Source organism: Pseudomonas sp. NPDC089547 (assembly GCF_050280665.1).
Taxonomy (GTDB): Bacteria; Pseudomonadota; Gammaproteobacteria; order Pseudomonadales; family Pseudomonadaceae; genus Aquipseudomonas.
In genome coordinates, this window is the sequence record NZ_JBNNVS010000016.1 from 24,413 (window position 1) to 45,175 (window position 20,763).

A 20,763-nucleotide genomic window follows, 5' to 3' on the forward strand; every position below is an offset into this window, starting at 1 on the left:
AGCGGCCGCAGGACCTGCGCATGTGTATCATCAGGTTCAACGCGTGTGCCGGTATTGCGGCCGCTGCGCGCCCGATCGCGACACAAGGCCGCTCCTACAGGGATTGGTGTCGGCAGTGGTGAAGTACTGCTCATGATACTCACCGGCCAGCCAAAGGCTGGGTCAGCAACTGCATGCGCTGGGCAATGGCCACTGCTGGCGCATCGGGGCGGATCTTGCTCCAGCGCTTGCCAGCCACATCACCGGCAATGAGCTGCGTGGAGTGCTGCTCAGGGCTGGGCAGGAACTGGCCGATCCGGCCGAGCACCAGGTCGACGTTGGCCTTGTCACCGGTCAGGAACAGCCAGTTCGGCCCATCCACCCCTTGCTTCTGTGCAAATGCCTTGAGCGCCTGCGGGGTATCGTTAAGCGGGTCGCTGCTGATCGACACGAACGTCACCTGGCTGGCCAGCTGCGGCCCCATGGCCTCGCGCACTTCGCGCAGCTTGCGGGTAATCAGCGGGCAGGCGTCGGTGCAGTGGGTGAAGATCACGTTGAGCATCACCACCTTGTCTTTGAGCACGTCGCTGTAGAAGCGCAGTTCGCGGCCGTTCTGGTCCTTCAGTACGGTGTCGGTGAACCAGGCCTGGGCGTCGCGGGTGCCGCCGCCACTGGTCATCGCCTGCGGTGCCGGCTGCGGCGCTGGCGCTTGCGGTGCATGGCCTTCGTGGGCGAACGCCACCGAGGCGAGAATCCACAGGCAGCCGCCCAGTACCAGCCAGTCGAAAGAGCGCATGCCGGCGCGGCGGGAAGTTACAGTGCTCATGGTTGCACCTCATGGTGGTCGGCAATGGCCGTGCTCTTGGCATGCACCCGTCGGGCGCTGAGGCGGTTGATTTCTTCGATCAGTACCGCCGGGTCGGTGAAGCCGTAGTAGCGTGTCCAGTGCCCGCTGCGCCCGTCGCCCACCAGGATCAGCGGCGGATGCTGGCTGAGGTCGGCGCTGAAGCTGCCAAGGCCCTTGAGGGTTTCGGTGATGGCGTACGGGGTGCCGGTCAGCCAGCTCCAGCCCGGCCCCTTCTGGAAGGCTTTGGCGTATGCCTGAAGGCGCTTGGCGTCGTCACGCTGCGGGTCGACGCTGATCGACACCATGTGGATTTCCTCGCCTACCCGGCCACCCAGCTGTTGCTGGACCTTGCCCATGATCGACGACACCACCGGGCACACCGTGGTGCAACTGGTGTAGATGAAACCCATGACCACCAAATGGTCACCTACCAGGTCTGGCTCCAGCCGCACCGGCATGCCGTCCTGGTTCAGCAGCGAAACGTCGGCAAAACGCACGCTGGTCTTTTCCTGGCTTGCCGCCGGGGGCTGCTCGGCGTGGCCTTTGTGATCGTGACCGGCGTGGGCGTGGGCCAGGTTGCTGGCCAGTGCCAGGCTCAGGGCCAACAGTGTGAAAGCATGCCTGGTGTTCATCGCACATTCCTCACGTCAGTCTGGGAAGCGTTGGTCGCTGCGGCCGGCAGGACACGCAGGCTGGTGTAGTTCTCTTCGGCAAACTTGCGCCCCAGCGAGGGCGACTGCACATGCAGGTACCAGGCGCCCGCTTCAGGCAGTGTCAGGGCTGCCTGATAGACACCCTCGCCCACTTCTTGCAGTTGCAGGTTGCGCGGCATCGACGACGGCGCCAAAAAGTAACGCAGGCTCAAATCGTTAAGGCCCAACCGAGGCTGACCGTCGTCGCCGACGATGCGTACCCGTGCGGTAATGGCGCCGTGCTGGGGCATCGGCTGGTCAAGCCCGATGAACTCGGCATGCGCGCCCTTGCGCTTGCCGGCATTGGGTGACTCGGCCACATCGGTGCTGAAGCAGTGGATGATCTGCGGCTGGTTGAGCAGGAAAGCCACGTCGAACTTGCCGGCGGCGGGCAGCTTCACCGTCGAGCCGTACACCCCGGGCGCTACTTCGCGCAGGCTGCGGTCGACGACGATGACGGCACGGGCCTGGTGCCCACGGTTGTTGTAGCCGGACATCGGCGCGTTCATGCCCTCGGCGTAGAAGTAGGTGGTGTTGTCCACCGGGTTGACCACGAACACCGAGTTGTCATCGCGCGACACCGACAACCCCTGCGCCAGCGGCAGGTCACCGGCCTGGCGCGGTGCGGCCGGGCCGGCTTCAAAACCCTGCACGATGGGTGAGCGGCCCTCGCCCAGGCTGGACAGGTTGATCATGGTCACTTTCGGGGAAGCCAAGCCACGCACATAGGCATAACCCTTGGTGAAGGTCAGCTGGTACGGTTCGGCCGCTACCGGAATCTGATGGATCAGTTTGTCGGTACTGGCGTCGATGACCAGGGCCTGGCTCTCAAGGGTGTTGAGCACGATGCCGTAGCGGCCATCACTGCTGAAGCGCATCGGCCCCAGGCCCTGTTCGGCCTTGACCGTATGGCGCAGTTGGTGGCTGCGGGCGTCGAACACCCGCACGCTGCCTTCCTCACCATCGACCACATACACGGCCTGGGACAACGCCGAGTAGCTGACCGACAGCGGGTGTGGGCCAACCTGAAGGGTCTTGGCCAGGCGCATTTCCGGGATGTCGATGACGCTGAGGGTGCCGCTGTCGCGGTTGCTGACGAAGGCAAAACGCGAGTCGGCGCTGAAGGCTATTTCGTGGTGCCCGGTGCCGGTGTTGAAGCTTTTCAGGGTGGTGCGCCCTGGCACATCGATCACCGTCACCCCACCCTTGGCCGGGTCACTGCTGTTGTTACCCACCCACAGCCGGTGCTGGTCCGGTTGCAAGGCCACCCGCAGCGGCTGGTCGCCGGCGTCCAGGTCGGCCACGCGGGTGAAGGTTTCGGTATCGATTACCGCCACCTTGCCGCGCTCGGGGATCGACACGAACACCTGCTTGTCGTCGCTGGTGGCCACCCAGTCCATGGGCCGCCCCGGCAGGTCGATGCGGGCCATGGTGCTGGTCACGCCCCCCACCGAGACCGTCGGGTCGATCACTGTCAGGCTGGCGTCGTTGTTCAGCATCAACAGGAAGTAGCTGTTCAGGTCGAGCAGGGGCCGGGCGCCGATGCTGCTCTTGAGAAACAGCGCCACCCGCGCCTTGCAGCTTTGGTCGCGGTCGCCCACCGGGGCCGACTGCGCCGGGTCGATCCATGCCCCCGGCGCCATGCCCGACAGCGGCTGGCCACTGGTCTGGTCGCTGAGCTTGAAGCGGATGTTGGCAAAACCGCCTTCTTTCAGCTCGCCCCCGGCCAGCGGCCGGGCCTCGAACTCCACGGTCACTCCGTCGCGGCTGAGCCGGTGCGGGGCCTGCACATCGGCCGTTTCTTCCTGCAACAGCTCACGCGGGTCGCACCAGAGCTTTTCATACGCCACGCCCAGGCCGATCAGCGCCACTCCCAGCACTACCCCCAAGTAAGCAGGGCGAGTCTTTTTGTTCATGCTCGCGCTCCCCTTCTATCACTGCGCCGGGGCCGTTGCCGGCGGCGCTTCGTTGGTCACCCGCAGAATCCCCCACAGCCCCGAAAGGTTGCCGTAGGCGGCGTAGTCGCGGAACAGGTAGTCACCTGCCACCGCGTTGGCACCGCCGGCACTTGGCAGCATGAAGCTGAAGTGCGCCGCTGGCAGCACGCTTTCCTGGGCCCCGATGTACATGGCCATCGGGTTGTAGCCGAAGCGCACCGAACCAACGCCAGGCAGGCTCATCGGGTAGCCATCCGCGTCGCTCTTCTCGGCCTGGTAGTTGTGCAGCGGCCACAAGTGCCCGTCCAGCTGGTAGGTGATGCCGCGGCTGCCACCGCTGGGCATCAGCACATGGCTGCGCACTGGCTGGCCGGGCTTGGCATACAGCACCGGGGTTTGCGGGTCGCCGCCGACCAGGGCGTTGCTGTACGCCATGTGTGCGTTCGGCACATCGGCAAAGCCGAAGCCATCGGCATGGCCAAAGGGTGCGTCCGGCGCCAGGCCAAAGCGCAGCCACAGCGGTTCGGTCTTGTAGTTCATGGCCATGTTGCCGTTGTCTTTCGGGTCCCCTGGCACGCCGTTGCCTTCGGTGGCGATGCCTTCGACCGGGCGCCCATCAGCCCAGCGCATGTTCATCGAGCGCTGCCACACCGTGACCAGGTCGCGGTAGTCGGGCTGGCCGGTGACCTTGACCGTGGCCTGGGCCCGGCTGGCGGTGTCCTCGGTCCAGGTCGCGGTTTGCGGCAGGATGCTCATGGCACCCACCAGGCCTTTCTGCGGCTGCTTGATGAAGTCCGACGGCGCCAGGTTCAGGCCACCGAACTCGATGGCAGTGGTGTTGATGTTGTCCACCGTGCGGCCCAGTTGCAGCACCGGTTTGCCCTCACGCTCCAGGTGACCGGCGTAGTACTGGTACACCCGGCTTGGGTAGGCACCGCTGTTGCCCACCCGGGGTGGCACGGTTTGCACCGGGTTGGCGCCCACGTTGGCTCCGTCGGACTTGGTGATGTCGTAGGCCAGCAACTGGGCATGCAGGCCCACATGGCTGGACGGGCGCATCAGGTTGTTGTTGAAGGCGGTGGAACCTTCGCTGTCGAAGCGGTCACGCTTGACCACGTTCTGCATCACTGCAGTACTTGGCAGGTCCGGCATGACCTGTGGCAGGCGGTTTTCCAGGGTGATGCTGATGCAGTCCCCGGCGTTGGCGCGCAGCACCAGCGGCTCCACCGGTACACCGGCCTTGAGCTTGCCAGTGGTGGTGTCCAGGTCGGCCTTGCGCACATACAACACAGCGGTCGGGTCATGCAGTGGCGCGCTGTGGCCGCCCACGGTGAAGGTGGTGCCGTCTTCTTCGTCCACCACCGTGACCTGCGGGATGCTGGTCTTGCGGCTGTTGAACACCAGGGTGCCGCCATTGGCCTTCAGTGGCCCGCCAACATGCTGGCCCGCGCCGGCCGGGTCGTTGATGCTGACACCGTTGCGGTTCTCCAGGATGTCGTTGGCCAGCGCCGCGACAATCTCGTAGCTGCGCTTGACCGTGGTGCGGGTACCGATGCCGTTGGGGTTGGCCGTGGTTTTCGGGCAGATACCGTCGAAGTTCACGGTATTGCGCATGGCCACCGGCTGGGTGTTGTTCGGCAACGGGAACAGGTCGGCGCGTTGTGCGGTGTAGTTGCGCATCACCCCCCAGATACCGTTCCAGTAGCCTTCCAGCGCCGCGTCCATGGAGTACAGGTAATCACCATTGGTCGCGGCGGAACTGGAAATCATCGACACCGGTGCCATGAAGCCCATCTGCTCGGAAATACCGATCATCTGCGAGGCCTTCCAGCCCGAGTTCGAACTGTTGCCGAAGCCCGAGCCGTTCTGCAGCCACTTCACACCGTGCAGGGTGACGTTGTGTTCCTCTTCGTGGCCACCGGCATGCAGGCGCAGGCGCACGTTGTCGCCAGAGTAGGTGCGCAGCATGGGCGTGAACGGGTCGCCCGGCTCGCTGCCGGCCTTGTTGATGTGCGGCGGGAACAGCGTGGTCCCGCCGGTTGGGCCTACGGCCGAGGTGATCGCCGACGGCGCCATGTTCATGGCCGGGATCGCTCGGTCGGTGCGGCTTTGCAGGGCATAGCTGAGGTCGCCGGCCAGGCCGTCCGCCTGCATGCCGCGCTTGCCATCGGGGCCGACCTTGTTCGGGTCGAACACGCGCAGGGCCAGCGGCTCGTTGCGGTAGTTGACGACGAACATGCCAGGGTCATCCACCGAGATCGCCTGCGGGCAAGGCCGGCTTGGGCAGCCAGGGGCCAGGCCACCGCGCGACTCGACTACCGATTCCAGCAGGTTGGATGCCTTCTGCCGTACCGGCGGGTTGATGGCGTAGCGGAAGCTGTCGGCCGTTGCCGGGTAGGACTGGCCATTGGGCACACCGTCCGGGCCTGCGCCCACGTACACACCGGCTTCATAGGCATGCTGGAAGTCGCTGTACTCCAGGAAGAACTCACGGTAGCTGTCGTTCTTGCCATCGCCATCGTGGTCGCCAGTCTTGATCACCGCTTGCCACGAAGTCGGCCCGCCGTCCTGGCGTGTAGCCGGGTTGTACAGTTGTTCGCCGGTTTCGGCATGGTACCAGGTGGAGCCGGCAGGTTCGGCCAGCACGGTGGCATACAGCCCGAGTTGCTGGTGGGTCGATGGGCCGAGGTGGTCGTGGGTAAAGATGGTGCCCAGGCCACGGTCGACGTTGTTCACGTTCACCAGCGGGTCGGCAAACCAGCGCTGCATGGCCGTGCGTGCGCCCAGCCAGTCCGCCCGGCCAAAGCGGCCGAAGTACGGGTGCTGCTTGGCTTTCGGGCAGGCGGCGGTGCCGTCGCGGCTGTCGCCTTCGGTGCAGCCGTTGTAGGCACGAATGGCATGCACGCGCTCCACCACGCTGCCGGGCGAGAGAATGCCGTCTTCGTAGTTCCAGCCGTTGGCCGAGCCGTCAGCGGCGGTCAGGTCCCACTTGGGCAGGTGAATGTGCTGGCCGATCACGTCGGTGGGGGTACGCACCTGGTAGTCGTCCATTTCGTAGTACGACGGGATCAGGTTGGTGTGGGTGTACATGGTGCAATCGAAGGTGTTCATGCGCATCACCAGCGGCTCTGGCGGGCGCTGCTTGGTGATCACCGGCCAGGCGTCTTCCCACAGCGCCAGAATGCGCGCCTGCGGGAAGTGGTAGCCGACCTTGTTGTACACCGCGTCAAACTGGATGTTGGCGCCTTTATAGATGCGCGGGCGGTCGGCGGTGAAGGTAGAAGAACCCCGGAAGTTCATGCCGGTAAGGCTCTCGCCGCTCACGAACTCGCCCACCCCCGAGGTTTGCGTCAGGCGCTTGCCGCGGTCGTCCATGCAAGGTTCGTAGAATGGCGCGCCGGCAGTGGGCAACGCACCGTTGGTACGGAATGCCTTGGCCACCGGCTGGCTGCCAGGGATCAGGGCGTAGCTGGCGTGCTCGGCCTTGGCATGGAACTGCATGGCGGCCTGCTCGACATCGGTGCCTTCTTCAGGCAGGTAGATGGGTTTGGCCTTGTGCACCACCTTGGAGAAGTCCAGCTTGGTGGTGGTGGTCACCGCTTCGCCGCCGGCAGACACACCGTCCAGCGCATGCCGGCCCAGGCCGCCATCCCAGCCATCGACCTGGTTGGGGTCGAGGTTGGCCCACAAGGCCTTGCCGCTGGCTTTCAACTGCTGGGCCAGTGCCGGGTCGAGCATGTCCAGTGGCGGGGTTGGCGGGCGGTTACCCACACTGCTTTCCATGCCGCCGATCCAGAACGGGTAGCCTGGGTTTTTCAAGGTGCCATCGGCGTTGCGGTTGGCATCGGTACGGTCCACCAGCGCCAGCGAACCGACTGCCTTGCGCGCAGGGGCTTCGTTGGCGTGATCGTCGTCCTCTTCCTCGTCATCATCGTCATTGGCGGCAACGAGTTCTTCGGACAGCTTGGGTACCACTACCACCTTGCCCGGCATGGGCGCCATGGCCTTGCCAGGCAGCGGCACAATGGCGGGGATCGGCGTACCGGCAACAATCTCGCCATCAGGCAATGCCCGGGCGCCAACGGCCGGCTTGCCGCTGCGCAGGGCGAACGGCGTGCTGTGGAAGCCATTGGCGCCCTGCCCGCTCACTTCCAGCCGGGTGCCTTCCTCGAATACGTCATGTACCCGCCACATGGCCCACATGCCTTGGGCGAAGTGCGGGTAGAAGTGGCAGTGGTAAATGGCATCGCCCGCCACGCGGTTGCGGTTACCCGAACCGCCGTTGGCGATTTCGTAGGTGTAGCCGATACCCGGGCCGATGCCTTGGGCGTCGATATAGTCGGAGTTGTCGTCGTTGGGGTTGAACAGCCACTGGTGACCATGCAGGTGGAAGATGTGCTGCTCATGGCCATTGTGGGTGTTGCGGAACTTGGTGAAGTCGCCAATGTAGCTGTGGTGCACGTTGGCGGGCTCTGCCGGGTACAGGGCCATGTTGGCCTTGACGCCAACAGCGCTGGCTGGCGGGGTTTCGCCTGGGCGAATGTTCTCCAGGCCGACGTTGGCTGGCACGTCCACGAGGGTGCCTATATCGCCAACGGTATGGGCACTGAGGAAGAACTCCTCGTAGGCGCACGACAGGCAGTCATGCATCGGCCCCACGCCCAGACGGTTGGCGACCACTTCAGCGCCCATGCCGCCAGAGCCGTAGTTGATCATGAACGAATCGCGGGTCGGCTCCAGCACGTGGCCCATCACCGGGTCTGCCCAGTAACCCGGGAAGGCCTGGGTGGCGGCTACTTCATCGGCAAACTGTGAGGCGAAATCGCGGAACGCCTCCAGCCGGTTGGGCAGTGCCGGGTTGCGTTTGTTGACGCTTTCCAGCGGGTAGGTCGAACGCGGGAAGCTGCCGTCGGGGTTCGGCCCCATGACGATGGCGTCGGTTTCACTGTTGAGAATTTCATTGCCGTCGACCATGGCAATGATCGGCTTGCCGGCCTTGCCCTCGGTAACCCACGGTTCGGCCTGCGGGTAGCGGGCCTGGTAGTCGATCACCGGTTGGCCGGTGGCGGTGCGGCCCGTGGTAGCCAGGCGCATTTCTTCTTCGGTCAGGGTGTTGCGGTAGGTTCGCCCACCTTTGGGGACAACCACCACCTGGCCGAACAGGCCGTTGGCAACGTTACCCGCCCCACCCTGGCCGCCAAAGGTTGCGCCTTGGCTGGTGGCCGCAAAGGCCCCTTCGCGCTCGGCGTACAAGGTGTAGCTGCGGGTGTTGCCCGGGGACACCAGGAAGTTGCCGTTGCGGCCGGTGTTCGCGGCGATGTCGCCAATGCTGTTGACCGCCTGCATGCCGTTCACCTGGAAGCCGACATGCCGGTCGTTCACCTGTTCATCGGCGACGAAATCCTCACCGCCTTCATTCTCGACTTCGTTCTCCGGCCCTTCCTCTTCGCCTTCGGCCTCGTTCTCTTCGTGGTCGATGCCGTGCTTGTTGGGGTTGGCCTGGTAGGCGAGCAAGTTGGTCAGGTTGACGGTCAGGCAGTCACCTGCTGCCACGCGCAGCACGATGGGCCGTGGACGTTTGTCAGGGCGCAAGGTGACCTTGCCCGGCACCGCAGCGCCGCCCTTGCTGAGGGGGACCTGCTTGTCGTCCACCACGTCTTCACGCAGGGCGAACATCATGCCGTTGGCGTTTTGCGCGCCAAGGCGGTTGAACATCAGTGGCTGGTCCAGCGCCACCACGTTGGCGACCAGGGTGCGCTGGCACTGCACGGCCGCCTCGCTGGTCGTTTCCCAGCCGAGCAGGGCCAGAACGAGTGATGACAGAAGGGGGCCTTTGCGTGGCGTAGACATGCTGCACCTCCGGGACACAGGGACTCTGCGAAGGTGTGGAGCAAGGTGTGTGCCAGGAGTAAATATTCTGGTTTTTCAGCTGGTTACGTAGGCAACCGAAACAGATTGGGGAGGATCACCCGGCGTTTTTCCCCGATTTGGGGGCAACGGGTTGCTTTACTTGAAGGTGACGCGATCCATGTGGGAGCGGCCGTGGCCGCGAACACCGGCGAAGCCGGTGCCATACACCGCGTCGCCTGCTTCGCGGCGGTTCGACGCCTCGACATGCCCGCTCCCACAGGGTGGAATGTCCTTTCAGATTCCCTTTAGCCAACCAACCCCCGTACGCAGAAATACAGGATCGAAGGCCCCATCAAGCACCCCAACCCGGTATGGAAGGTGGCCGTCAACGCGCCATACGGCACCAGCCGCCGATCCGTCGCCGCCAGCCCTGCTGTCACGCCCGATACCGTCCCCGCCAAGCCACCGAACACCATCGCCGAACGCGGGTTGTCCAGTGCCAGCAAGCGCGCCGACACCGGGGTGAACACCATCACCAGGATCGCCTTGATCAGCCCGGTGGCAATCGACAGGGCCATCACATCCGAGCTGGCACCCAGCGCCGCCCCGGTCACCGGCCCGACGATGTACGTCACCGCGCCCGCGCCGATGGTGGTCATGCTCACCGCATCGCGGTAGCCGAAGGCATAGGCCACCGCCGCGCCGACAATGAACGGCAACACCGTGCCCAGCAACAGCGCCACCGCGCCAATCATGCCGGCTTTGCGCGCTTCGGTGGCCTGCACCTCAAAGGCGGTGGCAACGATGGCGAAGTCCCGCAGCATGGCCCCACCCATCAAACCGATGCCGGAGAACAGCGCCATGTCGGCCAGGCCTTTCTGCCCGCCCGTCACGGTGCCGCCTACCCAGGCCAGCACCAGGCCGATGACGATGGCGATGGCCGAGCCGTGCACCCGGCCGAACGTGAGGTACTTCGACAGCACAACCGACAGCCACATGATGGCGCCCACCACTGCAAAGGCAGTGATCAGGCCGTTGTGTTCCAGGGCATTGTCAATGATCGGCCACATGTTCAACGACCTCCTGCCGGGGCAACGTGCGTGCTGGTTTCGGGGGTGGGGTCAAGCGCAGGCAAAGGCTCGCCGCGATGGCTGCGGCTGATCAGGGCGATGGTCGCCCCGCACACCAGCACCGCACCTACTGCCGCCAGCAGCGCTACTGGCCCGCCGTGCAGGGCGGTGACCACGTTTTGCTGGGCCGCCATGGCCACCACGACCGGGATGTACATAGCGCCCCAGAAGCCCACACCAAACTCGCACTCCTTGCTCATGCCGCCGTTGCGGTGCATGTACAGCCGTGCGCAGATCAGCAGGATCATGGCAATGCCAACCCCGCCCACATTGGATTTGACGCCCAGCAGCACGCCCAGGAAGTCGCCGACGATGACGCCGGCAAGCGTGCATACCGCCAGCAGTGCCACACCATAGATGATCATTTTTGTTGTCCTCAGGTAGTGTCGAAGTTGCTTGTTGTTGTTCTTTTAAACACACACTCATGCCGTCGCTACATTCCTGTAGGAGCGGCCTTGTGTCGCGAAAGGGCTGCGCAGCGGCCCCAGGATTTCAGCTTCGCCGCAAAGATTGCCGGGGCCGCTTCGCGGCCCTTTCGCGACACAAGGCCGCTCCTACAATGACCGCTTGAACCTGCCAGTCGGGTGCAGTTGCATTCATCGGGTCTGGGCCACCTCCTGGCGCAGCAGCGCATCCAGGGTGTCCCAACGGGTGCTTTCCACTGCCACCACCCTGCCCTGCTCGAACACGGGCCGGGCCAGCCCGCTGAGCACGCTGCCCGGCGGCATTTCCAGGTGCAGGCGCACGCCGCGCTCAAAGGCGTTGCGCAACGTAGCACGCCAATCCACCACCCGCGCCATGTTGCCAGCCAGGTCGTCACGCAGGCGCTGCAGGTCGAAGATCGGCCGCGCGCTACTGCCACTGAGGTAAGTGATACGGGGGCGTTGCAGCTCGACGGTGGCGAACGCACTGGCCAACTCCGCTGCCGGGCCATCGAGTAACCGGCAATGCGATGGCACACTGACCGCCAGCCGCCGCGCTACACCTCGGCCCAGGCTGCGTGCCCTGGCCGCGACCGCAGCCATCGCCACATCGCTACCAGCAATGACAATCTGGTTTTCACTGTTGAGGTTGGCGACATACACCTCACCACCCGCCTCGCTCAGCAAACGCTCGACACTGGCCAGGTCCAGCCCGCTGAGTGCGGTCATGCCATAGCCTTGCGGCCAGGCACGCTGCATCAACTCGCCACGCAGGGCGACCAGGCGCACGGCATCGGCAAAGTCCAACGCACCTGCCACTACTGCAGCGGGATAAGCACCAATTGATAGCCCCGCTACATAATCCGGTGCAGGGCTGCGCTGCATCAGCCAGCGCGCCCAGGCCACGCCGCTCAGCAGCAGGCACAGCTGCACGGCGCGGGTAGATTGCAAGGCTTGCTGGCTGTCCAGCGTCAGCGCCGGTTGGCCGAGCACATCACTGGCCTCTTCCAGCAGTTGCCCGCAACCTTCAGGCAGGCAGTGCAGCATGCCCGCCTGCTGGGCCCCCTGGCCGGGGAAGGCGAACAGGCTGCTCATGCGGCGCCCTCCATCACCGCCCAAGGGGCGCTGACCAGCCGCGGACCATGGGGCGATTTGAGCAGTACGCGGCGGGCAAAACCGGCCCACTCGCGCAGGGCAACAGCACCCGCCGGGGTTTCCAGTTGCACATCGATACGGCACGGCGCGCAGTCGAGGATATCCAGCAGCTCTCGCGCCTGGGCGCGGGCCAGCGGTTGTGGTGCGCGCAATACCAGGTCAAGGTCACTGTCGGCATGGACCACTTCAATGCCGGTCGCAAGTTGGTAGCCCACCCCACCCGTCGGCCCCCAGGCCAGGCCGCTGGCCTGCAAAACCGGGGTGACCGAAGCCAGCGCCTGCAACGCGGGCCATGGGCTTTGTACGGCCACGCGCAGTGCTTCGGGGCTTTGCTGACGCTTGATATCAGCCAGGCGCATCAACGCGCCCAACCGTTGGGCCCGGCCCTGACCACGCAGCCCTACCGCCACCCAGCCGTCGTCACAAGCGGCACGCCGCACCACCACTGGCTGACCGCTTGCCACAACCGCCTGCGCCCACTGCGGCGCGCCCGTGGGCAAGCCCGACACGGGCATCCCCCACAGCAGGTCGTGCGGCCTTGGCGCGTTCATCTCAAGCGCCCTGCCACTGGCGGCGCAACTGCTCGCGTACCTGGCGCGAGGCACTGCGGTTTTCCCCAGCCAGCCGTGACGACAGGTCAGTCGAGTTGCCTATGTCGTGCACCGCCTCGGCCAGGCAAGCACGCACTTGCGCGATGTCTGCAGCGCTCGGGGCCTCGGCGCTTTCCACCGACAGGCGGCGCCACAACAAGCCAAGCGAAGCATAGCTGTTGAGGTCGTAGGCCATGGGTGGAACCTCGGCGGCCAGCGCTTCCAGTTGCTCGACGCTGCGCAGGGTGATCCGCGCTGCTGCCGCCTTGCCCATGGCGTGCACCATGACCCCGGCATCGTCCAGGGCGATCAGGCGCTGGGCCTGGTAGCCATGCGCCAGAAAGGCACCGGACATGGCCTTGCCGACCAGCAAGCCGATCACCGGGTGCCCGGCCAACCGCGCCTGGGCATAGGCCTGCACGGCACCCGCCAATGCCTGGTGAATGCCCAAGGCTTCCTCGCGACGACCATAGGCCTGGCTTGGCACGTCGATGACCGCGACAATCGCACGCTTCTGGCCATTGCGATCAGCCTCCACCGCCTCGCTCACGGCCTTGGCCAAGCCCCAGCCTTCCAGCAGGCCAACTTCACCGGAACGCGCCCGGGGGAACGGATTGTCGGCATCCGGGACCACGGCAATGAAGCGCGCCAGGCGATTGTCCAGTTCGCCGTCGATGACCTGTAACGATGCAGGGTAGCCCGGCAAGGCTTGCCCGCCGGCCAGGCCCGGCAGCCAGTTCAAGGCACGGTTCATTTGGCTTCTCCTTGGTAAAGGTCACGCACGGCGGCAGCGTCCAGTTGCGGGCAGTCAGCCCCCAGCCGGGCCAGGCGTTTGAGGTACCAGGCGTGCTGGCTGGCGCGCTCCGTCGAAGGCATGTCGAGCAGTTGCACCAGGCGTTCGCGCAGGGCATCGATGTCGTCGGCCACATAGCCATCGACCAGCCCGCTGGCATGGCGCTGTTCACCACCGCTCAGGCTCCAGATGAAGGGGCGGTCCTTGGCGTCGTACTCGGCAATACCCGCTTCCTGTTCGATCACTTGTGGCCCGTTGAGGCCCAGGCGCGCTTCACGGGTGACCAGCAAGTGGCTGCACAGCCCTGCGGCGATGGACATGCCACCAAAGCAACCGACCGAGCCTGCGATCAGGCCAACCACGGGTTGCAAGGTACGCAGTTCGACAATGGCTGCCTGGATCTCGGCAATCGCCGCCAGGCCCAGGTTGGCCTCCTGCAAACGCACACCACCGGTTTCCAGCAGCAGCACTGCACACGTGGGAATGCCGTTGCGGGTGTCTTCAATGGCCAGTTCCAGGGCGCCGGCGATCTTGGCGCCGCCCACCTCGCCCATGCTGCCGCCCTGAAAACCGCCTTCAATGGCCGCGACCACGGCGTTGCGCCCATTCAGCAGACCCTTTGCGATCACCACGCCATCATCGGCCTGGGGCACGATGCCCTGGCGCTGCAGCCACGGCGACATAAGCCGATCGAAAGGGCCCAGCAGTTCACGGAAGCTACCCGGATCAAGCAAGGCACGCGCCCGTTGGCGGGCGCCCAGTTCGACAAGGCTGCGGCTGCGCAGCAAGCGTGCGGTGTCAGTCATGGGCTATCTCCTCGAAGCCTTGCTCAAGGCGCAGGCGTACCACGCCCGGGGTAGCGCCGAAGTCATGGATGTCGATGTTCACAGCCGGCCAGGCGCGGCCCTCGAACAGGCGCTGGAACAGCTGTGCCCAGCGCGCACCGCTGCCGTTGACCGAGGTCACCACCTGGATATGCAGGCTGCCGGCAGTACCGGGCTCGATCAGCACTTCCAGGTCGCCAGAGCTGACGCAGCCCACCAGCGTGCGGCCGCGGCCCGGTTCGGCGGCGGGGAATTGAAAATTCAGGGTTTCCATGTCACAGGCTCCCGGCTTTATCGAGGTACAGGCAGGCGGCCAGCAAGTCGGCGGCGCCGCCCGGTGAGGCGTTCAGGTGCAGCAGGTGCTGGTCCAGCTGGCGCAGCTGGCGGCGGCCGGCCAGGGTGGCGCTACCGCCTTCGGCCAGCACGGCCAGCGCACCTTGCTGCACGGTGGCCAGGCCGGCTGGGCCGCTGCGCCAGAGCACGCAGGTGTCGCTGAGCACGGCCATGATCGCCAACAGTGCATCGAGCCGGGCGTGCTGCTCGCTGGCACCGGCGGCACGGCTGCGTTGCAGTTGTGGCAAGCCGTGACCGATGACGGCGGGGAAGCCTTGTTGCGCCTGTTCGCGGGCGCCGCTTGTGCCGTAGCGGCGGCGCACCTGCTGGCCGTGGCTGTCTTGCGGGACCATGGCCGGGTCGTCCAGCACGGCGATGCGCCCGGCGCGGGCGGCCAGGGTGCTGGCGTCGGCCTGGGTATCAAGGGCTGTGGCCGCTACCAGCAGGCCCAGTGCCCAGATTGCGCCACGGTGGGTGTTTACCCCGCCCGTGGTGGCGAGCATGGCGGCTTCGCCTTCCCGGCCGAGTTGGCCGAGTGAAGCCCGCAGGGGCTGGCTGATTTCGCCGAAGGTTTGCGCGGTTTCGGCCATTTGCCGCAGGCAGGGCCACAGTGACAGCGCCGAAGCGTGCATCAGGGACAGCGACATGTCGTGGTGGGCGCCGTTGCTGCGGCGGTCGACGAGGCCGGGTTTGGGGGACAGGTCGGCTTCGTCTATCAGGGCTTCTACGGCCAGGTCGGCCAAATGGTCTGGCAGTTGGATCTGGGTTGTCTGGGCTGGCCTCTTCGCGGGCATGCCCGCTCCCACAGGGATCGCACCACTATCAAGTTCAGCGATACCACTGTGGGAGCGGGCGTGCCCGCGAAGAAGCCGATGCGGTTCCAAGTCGAAAGCATTCATCACCAGCTCCTGAACCGTGCAGGCGGGTTGTAGAGGCCGCCGGACCACTCGACCAGGTCAGCGATGCTGCGCGCTGCCAGCAGCTCGCGGCTGGCGTCGTTGCGGCGGATGCCGAGGTCTTCGGGCAGGGCGATCAGGCCCTGTTGGCGCATGCGCAGGGTGTCTTTCGGGTCATGGCGCAGGCCGATGGCGGTGACACCGGCCACGGCGGCGATCATCTGCTGGCGTTCTTCCAGGCTGCGGGCCTTGTACAGGTAGGCAATGCCCTCTTCGGTCAGCAGGTGGGTGACGTCGTCGCCGTAGATCATCACCGGCGCCAGCGGCATGCCCGCTTTTTTGGCCACTTGCACGGCATCGAGGGTTTCCACGAAAGTGGGCTTGCCGCCTTCCTGGTAGGTCTCGACCATTTGCACCACCAGCTTGCGCCCACGCTCCAGCAGGGTCTGCGGCACGGTCATGTCGAGCCAGGCCGGGGTTGCGTGGCGCCGGCCACGCGGGTCGTGGCCCATGTTCGGTGCACCGCCAAAGCCCGCCAGGCGGCCGCGGGTAACGGTGGAAGAATGGCCATCGCCATCCACTTGCAACGTGGCACCGATAAACAGGTCGACCGCATATTGCCCCGCCAACTGGCACATCATGCGGTTGGAGCGCAGCGAGCCATCGCGCCCGGTAAAGAACACGTCCGGGCGCTGGGCGATGTAGTCCTCCATGCCCAGCTCGGTGCCAAAGCAGTGCACGCTTTGCACCCAGCCGGTCTCGATGGCCGGGATCAGCGTGGGGTGCGGGTTCAGCGTCCAGTTGCGGCAGATCTTGCCTTTCAGGCCCAGGGACTCGCCGTAGGTGGGCAGGATCAGTTCGATGGCGGCGGTGTTGAAGCCAATGCCATGGTTCAGCGACTGCACCTGGTGTTTTTCGTAGATACCGCGAATGGCCATCATTGCCATCAGTACGTGCACCGGCTTGATATGGCGCGGATCGCGGGTGAACAGCGGTTCTATATAGAAGGGCTGGTCGGCGACCACCACGAAATCGACCCAGGACGCCGGAATGTCGACCCGTGGCAGGTCATCTACACGCTCCACCAGCTGGTTTACCTGGGCAATGACGATGCCGTCACTGAAAGCCGCCGGCTCAACCAGTGCCGGGGTGTCTTCGGTACTGGGGCCGGTGTACAGGTTGCCGTCGCGGTCGGCCATGAAGCCGGCCACCAAGGTGACGTTGGGAATCAGGTCGACCAGCAGCCGGGAGTAAAGCTCGATATAGGTGTGGATGGCCCCGACTTCGAGCAGGCCATCTTCCAGCAACTGGCCGATGCGCAGGCTCTGCGGGCCGGCAAAGGAAAAGTCGAGCTTGCGGGCAATGCCGCGCTCGAACAAGTCCAGGTGCTCGGCGCGGCTGACGCTGGGCATGATCATGTGCAGGTCGTGCAAACGCTCAGGGTCGACCTTGGCCAGCGAGCGCGAGAGAAAGTCGGCCTGCTTCTGGTTGTTGCCTTCCAGCACCACCCGGTCGCCGGGGGCCAGCAGCAGTTCGAGGGCTTCGACGATACGTTCGGTGGGCAGCACCACGCCGTCGGCGAGGTGACGGACCCGGTCGAGGCGGCGCTGCTTCTCGGCGCGCCGCCGCGACCATTGCGGCGGTGGATTCTGAGTTATTGTCATGGTGGCTCCACAGGTTCGCTGTCGTGGAGGCCACCTTAGGGCTGCGCCGCGTGGCGGATCAATCAAGCTAGCGGCGCGTTCATTACGGTAAGGTTAATGAATGTGCCAGCCCACTGGCCGGCTCACGGCAAAAATGCACGATACCCCTGCATAATTGTCGATTGTGCAAGGCAAATTCGCATGACAGGATCCTGCGATCCTCCAGCGAATTCCAGACTTCACTTGGAAAATCAATAACAAAGCAGGGAGAACGCAATGACTGCGCACGCTCAAGCCTCGGCGACCGAGCACGTACTGGCCGAGGTCCGCAACCAGGTCGGCCACCTGATACTCAACCGCCCCGCCGGCCTCAATGCACTGACCCTGGACATGGTCCGCAGCCTGCGCCAGCACCTCGACCAGTGGGCCGAAGACCCACACGTGCGCGCCGTGGTACTGCGCGGCGAGGGCCCCAAAGGCTTCTGTGCCGGGGGCGATATCCGCTCGCTGCACGACAGCTTCAAAGCCGGCGACACGCTGCATGAAACCTTCTTTGTCGAGGAATACGCCCTCGACCTGGTCATCCACCGCTACCGCAAACCGGTACTGGTGCTGATGGACGGCTTTACCCTGGGCGGCGGCATGGGCCTGGCCCAGGGCTGCGACCTGCGTGTGGTCACCGAGCGCAGCCGGCTGGGCATGCCCGAGGTCGGCATCGGCTACTTCCCCGATGTTGGCGGCAGCTACTTCCTGTCGCGCATCCCCGGCGAGCTGGGCAGCTACCTCGGTGTCAGCGGCGCCCAGATCCAGGCGGCCGACGCGCTGTACTGCGGCCTGGCCGACTGGTACCTGGCCAGCGGCCAACTCGCCGCCCTTGACCAAGGCCTGGACCAACTGAGCTTTGGCGACAACCCGCTCAAAGACCTGCAAAACCTGCTGGCCAAGCTGGGCACGCAGGTGCTGGACGATGCGCCGCTGGAAAAACTGCGCCCGGTCATCGACCACTTCTTCGCCCTGCCAACCGTGCAAGCCATCGTCGAGCAGCTGCGTGCGGTGAGCATCGGCGACAGCCATGCCTGGGCCGTCGCCACTGCCGACCAGCTGGAAAGCCGCTCGCCCCTGGCCATGGCGGTTACGCTGGAGATGCTGCGCCGTGGCCGCCACCTGGGCCTGGACGACTGCTTTGCCATGGAGCTGCACCTGGACCGCCAGTGGTTCCGGCACGGCGATATCATCGAAGGCGTGCGCGCCCTGATCATCGACAAGGACAAGCAGCCCCGCTGGAACCCGCCGACCCTGGCCGCGCTGCAGCAGCAGCGGGTTGACCAATTCTTCGAAGGCCTGTGAGCCCGGGAGTACACCGATGCAAGACCTGGAACTGAGCGAAGAACAGATCATGATCCGCGACATGGCCCGGGACTTTGCCCGTGGCGAAATCGCCCCGCATGCACAAGCCTGGGAAAAGGCCGGCTGGATTGATGATGGCGTAGTGCGCAAGATGGGCGAACTGGGCCTGCTGGGCATGGTGGTGCCTGAGGACTTCGGCGGCAGCTACACCGACTACGTCGCCTACGCCCTGGCCGTGGAAGAAATCGCTGCCGGCTGCGGCGCCACCGGGGCGATGATGAGCATCCACAACTCGGTAGGCTGCGGCCCGCTGCTGGCCTACGGTACTGCCGAGCAGCAACAGCAATGGCTGCCGCGCCTGGCCAGCGGCGAGGTGATCGGCTGCTTTTGCCTGACCGAGCCGCAGGCCGGTTCCGAGGCGCACAACCTGCGCACCCGCGCAGAGTTGGTCGATGGCGAGTGGGTAATCAACGGCTCCAAACAATTTGTCAGCAATGCCCGCCGTGCAGGCCTGGCTATCGTCTTCGCGGTTACCGACCCTGAACTGGGCAAGAAGGGTTTGTCGGCATTCCTCGTGCCCACCGACAACCCGGGGTTCAAGGTAGACCGCAGCGAACACAAGATGGGCATCCGCGCCTCCGATACCTGCGCAGTCACCTTCGATAACTGCCGCATCCCCGCTGCCAACATCCTTGGCGAGCGTGGCAAGGGCCTGGCCATTGCCCTGTCAAACCTTGAAGGTGGCCGTATCGGCATCGCCGCCCAAGCATTGGGCATCGCCCGCGCCGCGTTCGAGGCGGCACTGGTGTACTCGCGTGACCGCGTGCAATTCGGCAAGCCGATCAACGAGCACCAGAGCATCGCCAACCTGCTGGCCGACATGCAGGTGCAGGTGAACGCCGCACGCTTGCTGATCCTGCATGCCGCCCGCCTGCGCAGCGCCGGCAAGCCGTGCCTGTCGGAGGCGTCACAGGCCAAGCTGTTCGCCTCGGAAATGGCCGAGCGGGTGTGCTCGATGGCGATCCAGGTGCATGGCGGGTATGGCTACCTGGAGGATTACCCGGTGGAGCGCTACTACCGGGATGCGCGAATCACCCAGATTTACGAAGGGTCGAGCGAGATCCAGCGCATGCTGATTGCGCGGGAGTTGAAGCACTACCCACTGTAAAGCCCTACACATTATCTGTAGGAGCGGCCTTGTGTCGCGATGGGCTGCGTAGCAGCCCCAGTCTGTCCGCCCGACTGGAGATCGTTGGGGGCTGCTTTGCAGCCCATCGCGACACAAGGCCGCTCCTACAAGGAACAGCGTTGACCTGACTATCGCCGATACCGCGCATCATCCACCACCTTCGCATGCCCCTCGAACAACGCTGGCAGTTGCTCCTTCAGGTAATCGATCCAGGTACGCACCTTGGCATCCAGGTAGTGCCGTGACGGATACATCGCATACAGCGCACTTTCGCGCAGGCGGTACGGTGCCAGCAGCCGGCACAAGCGCCCCTGTTCGATCGCCTGGCTGGCGGTATAGAACGGCAGCAGGCCGATGCCCATGCCCAGCTCGCTGGCCACGAGCATCGCGTCGGCAACGTTGGTGGAGAAGCTGTCGTTCGGCGCGATCACACACTGGTCGACCCCTTGCGGGAACACCCAGTCACCTTCATACATCGGGTAAGCCATGCGCAGGCAGCGATGGCTGTGCAAGTCTTCAGGCCGCTCGGGTACACCATGGGTTTCCAGGTAACCGGGGGCCGCGCAGGGGATGCTGAAAATGTTGCCCAGCGGCACGGCAATCAGCTGCGAATCCGGCAGCGCACCGTCCACGGTGATCACTACGTCATGCCCTTCGGCCAGCGGGTCGGGGTTGCGCTGCGACAGGGTCAGTTCGATCACCACGTCCGGAAACAGCGCGTTATAGCCAGCCACCAGCGGCATCAGTAACAGCCCCAGCCCGTGCGGGCAATGCAAACGCAGGTGGCCACGTGGGGTCAGGTGCGCGCCACGGGCTTCGCCTACCGCCTCTTCGGTCAGCAGCATGATCTGCCGCGCCCGCTCGAGAAACCGCTCGCCCGCCTCGCTCATGCGCAAGCGCCGCGTTGTGCGGTGCAGCAGGCGTGTCTGGAGCTGGTTTTCCAGTTCCGCGACTATGCGCGAAACCTGCGCCGCAGAGATGTCCAGGGCATTGGCGGCTGCAGCGAAGCTGCCACATTCCACCACACGGGCGAAGGTACGCATGGCATGCAGCATGTCCATGAAGGTGTGCTCCTTGTTCAGTCTTATTCTTGCGTTACAGGCAGGAATCTATCACGGACTAGCCCATTTATTGTG

General features: G+C 65.0%; 16 protein-coding genes. 2 read left to right on the forward strand and 14 right to left on the reverse strand.

Annotated elements, in window-relative coordinates; genetic code table 11:
• Positions 1-139: 139 nt before the first annotated feature.
• The 13 genes from ACQKPZ_RS13455 to mdcA form a co-directional block, all read right to left on the reverse strand.
• Positions 140-805, reverse strand: a complete 666-nt coding sequence (locus ACQKPZ_RS13455; RefSeq protein ID WP_427538712.1) for an SCO family protein — start codon at positions 803-805, stop codon at positions 140-142.
• The gene (locus tag ACQKPZ_RS13460) at positions 802-1,458 is read right to left on the reverse strand and encodes an SCO family protein (protein WP_391133543.1); all 657 of its coding nucleotides are present in this window, start codon (positions 1,456-1,458) and stop codon (positions 802-804) included. The genes ACQKPZ_RS13455 and ACQKPZ_RS13460 overlap by 4 nt, the downstream gene beginning before the upstream one ends.
• Positions 1,455-3,434 (reverse strand): cytochrome D1 domain-containing protein, encoded by a 1,980-nt coding sequence (locus tag ACQKPZ_RS13465; protein ID WP_427538715.1) that lies wholly within the window; start codon positions 3,432-3,434, stop codon positions 1,455-1,457. Before ACQKPZ_RS13465 ends, ACQKPZ_RS13460 begins: the two co-directional genes overlap by 4 nt.
• Before the next feature lie 18 nt (positions 3,435-3,452).
• Positions 3,453-9,305 carry a manganese-oxidizing multicopper oxidase MnxG gene (gene mnxG, locus ACQKPZ_RS13470; protein WP_427538718.1) on the reverse strand — a complete coding sequence of 1,951 codons (5,853 nt, stop codon included), beginning with the start codon at positions 9,303-9,305 and terminating at the stop codon, positions 3,453-3,455.
• A gap of 305 nt (positions 9,306-9,610) precedes the next feature.
• Positions 9,611-10,375, reverse strand: coding sequence for a malonate transporter subunit MadM (gene madM / locus ACQKPZ_RS13475; RefSeq protein WP_105947567.1), 765 nt, complete (start codon positions 10,373-10,375; stop codon positions 9,611-9,613).
• A gap of 2 nt (positions 10,376-10,377) precedes the next feature.
• On the reverse strand, positions 10,378-10,800 hold the full coding sequence (madL, locus tag ACQKPZ_RS13480; protein WP_427538721.1) for a malonate transporter subunit MadL: 423 nt from the start codon (positions 10,798-10,800) through the stop codon (positions 10,378-10,380).
• Between the two features lie 231 nt (positions 10,801-11,031).
• Positions 11,032-11,952, reverse strand: a complete 921-nt coding sequence (gene mdcH, locus ACQKPZ_RS13485; protein WP_427538724.1) for a malonate decarboxylase subunit epsilon — start codon at positions 11,950-11,952, stop codon at positions 11,032-11,034.
• On the reverse strand, positions 11,949-12,563 hold the full coding sequence (locus ACQKPZ_RS13490) for a malonate decarboxylase holo-ACP synthase (RefSeq protein WP_427538727.1): 615 nt from the start codon (positions 12,561-12,563) through the stop codon (positions 11,949-11,951). The genes mdcH and ACQKPZ_RS13490 overlap by 4 nt, the downstream gene beginning before the upstream one ends.
• A 1-nt stretch (position 12,564) precedes the next feature.
• A complete protein-coding gene (gene mdcE / locus ACQKPZ_RS13495) occupies positions 12,565-13,356 on the reverse strand; it encodes a biotin-independent malonate decarboxylase subunit gamma (RefSeq protein WP_427538730.1) in 792 nt (263 codons plus the stop codon).
• Positions 13,353-14,201, reverse strand: coding sequence for a biotin-independent malonate decarboxylase subunit beta (locus ACQKPZ_RS13500; protein ID WP_427538733.1), 849 nt, complete (start codon positions 14,199-14,201; stop codon positions 13,353-13,355). Before ACQKPZ_RS13500 ends, mdcE begins: the two co-directional genes overlap by 4 nt.
• Complete coding sequence (locus tag ACQKPZ_RS13505; protein ID WP_028613842.1) at positions 14,194-14,493, reverse strand: malonate decarboxylase subunit delta; 300 nt, start codon at positions 14,491-14,493, stop codon at positions 14,194-14,196. Before ACQKPZ_RS13505 ends, ACQKPZ_RS13500 begins: the two co-directional genes overlap by 8 nt.
• A 1-nt stretch (position 14,494) precedes the next feature.
• Positions 14,495-15,346, reverse strand: coding sequence for a triphosphoribosyl-dephospho-CoA synthase (locus ACQKPZ_RS13510; protein WP_427538735.1), 852 nt, complete (start codon positions 15,344-15,346; stop codon positions 14,495-14,497).
• Between the two features lie 104 nt (positions 15,347-15,450).
• Positions 15,451-17,112 carry a malonate decarboxylase subunit alpha gene (gene mdcA / locus ACQKPZ_RS13515; protein ID WP_427538738.1) on the reverse strand — a complete coding sequence of 554 codons (1,662 nt, stop codon included), beginning with the start codon at positions 17,110-17,112 and terminating at the stop codon, positions 15,451-15,453.
• 255 nt (positions 17,113-17,367) lie between these two features.
• Between mdcA and ACQKPZ_RS13520 the strand changes: the two genes are divergently transcribed.
• Positions 17,368-18,438, forward strand: a complete 1,071-nt coding sequence (locus ACQKPZ_RS13520; protein WP_427538741.1) for an enoyl-CoA hydratase/isomerase family protein — start codon at positions 17,368-17,370, stop codon at positions 18,436-18,438.
• 16 nt (positions 18,439-18,454) lie between these two features.
• Complete coding sequence (locus tag ACQKPZ_RS13525; RefSeq protein WP_427538744.1) at positions 18,455-19,606, forward strand: acyl-CoA dehydrogenase family protein; 1,152 nt, start codon at positions 18,455-18,457, stop codon at positions 19,604-19,606.
• 149 nt (positions 19,607-19,755) lie between these two features.
• Here the strand turns inward: ACQKPZ_RS13525 and ACQKPZ_RS13530 are convergent, their stop codons facing one another.
• Positions 19,756-20,688, reverse strand: coding sequence for a LysR family transcriptional regulator (locus ACQKPZ_RS13530; RefSeq protein WP_427538747.1), 933 nt, complete (start codon positions 20,686-20,688; stop codon positions 19,756-19,758).
• Positions 20,689-20,763 lie beyond the last annotated feature (75 nt).

Excerpts from the sequence above, each read along its gene's own strand:
- ACQKPZ_RS13510 (WP_427538735.1), bottom strand. The coding sequence starts at position 15,346 with ATGCCCGCGAAGAGGCCAGCCCAGACAACCCAGATCCAACTGCCAGAC.
- ACQKPZ_RS13490 (WP_427538727.1), bottom strand. The coding sequence starts at position 12,563 with ATGAACGCGCCAAGGCCGCACGACCTGCTGTGGGGGATGCCCGTGTCG.
- ACQKPZ_RS13530 (WP_427538747.1), bottom strand. The coding sequence starts at position 20,688 with ATGGACATGCTGCATGCCATGCGTACCTTCGCCCGTGTGGTGGAATGT.
- madM (WP_105947567.1), bottom strand. The coding sequence starts at position 10,375 with ATGTGGCCGATCATTGACAATGCCCTGGAACACAACGGCCTGATCACT.
- ACQKPZ_RS13465 (WP_427538715.1), bottom strand. The coding sequence starts at position 3,434 with ATGAACAAAAAGACTCGCCCTGCTTACTTGGGGGTAGTGCTGGGAGTG.
- ACQKPZ_RS13525 (WP_427538744.1), top strand. The coding sequence starts at position 18,455 with ATGCAAGACCTGGAACTGAGCGAAGAACAGATCATGATCCGCGACATG.
- ACQKPZ_RS13505 (WP_028613842.1), bottom strand. The coding sequence starts at position 14,493 with ATGGAAACCCTGAATTTTCAATTCCCCGCCGCCGAACCGGGCCGCGGC.
- ACQKPZ_RS13500 (WP_427538733.1), bottom strand. The coding sequence starts at position 14,201 with ATGACTGACACCGCACGCTTGCTGCGCAGCCGCAGCCTTGTCGAACTG.
- mdcA (WP_427538738.1), bottom strand. The coding sequence starts at position 17,112 with ATGACAATAACTCAGAATCCACCGCCGCAATGGTCGCGGCGGCGCGCC.
- ACQKPZ_RS13455 (WP_427538712.1), bottom strand. The coding sequence starts at position 805 with ATGAGCACTGTAACTTCCCGCCGCGCCGGCATGCGCTCTTTCGACTGG.
- ACQKPZ_RS13520 (WP_427538741.1), top strand. The coding sequence starts at position 17,368 with ATGACTGCGCACGCTCAAGCCTCGGCGACCGAGCACGTACTGGCCGAG.
- madL (WP_427538721.1), bottom strand. The coding sequence starts at position 10,800 with ATGATCATCTATGGTGTGGCACTGCTGGCGGTATGCACGCTTGCCGGC.
- ACQKPZ_RS13460 (WP_391133543.1), bottom strand. The coding sequence starts at position 1,458 with ATGAACACCAGGCATGCTTTCACACTGTTGGCCCTGAGCCTGGCACTG.
- mdcH (WP_427538724.1), bottom strand. The coding sequence starts at position 11,952 with ATGAGCAGCCTGTTCGCCTTCCCCGGCCAGGGGGCCCAGCAGGCGGGC.
- mnxG (WP_427538718.1), bottom strand. The coding sequence starts at position 9,305 with ATGTCTACGCCACGCAAAGGCCCCCTTCTGTCATCACTCGTTCTGGCC.
- mdcE (WP_427538730.1), bottom strand. The coding sequence starts at position 13,356 with ATGAACCGTGCCTTGAACTGGCTGCCGGGCCTGGCCGGCGGGCAAGCC.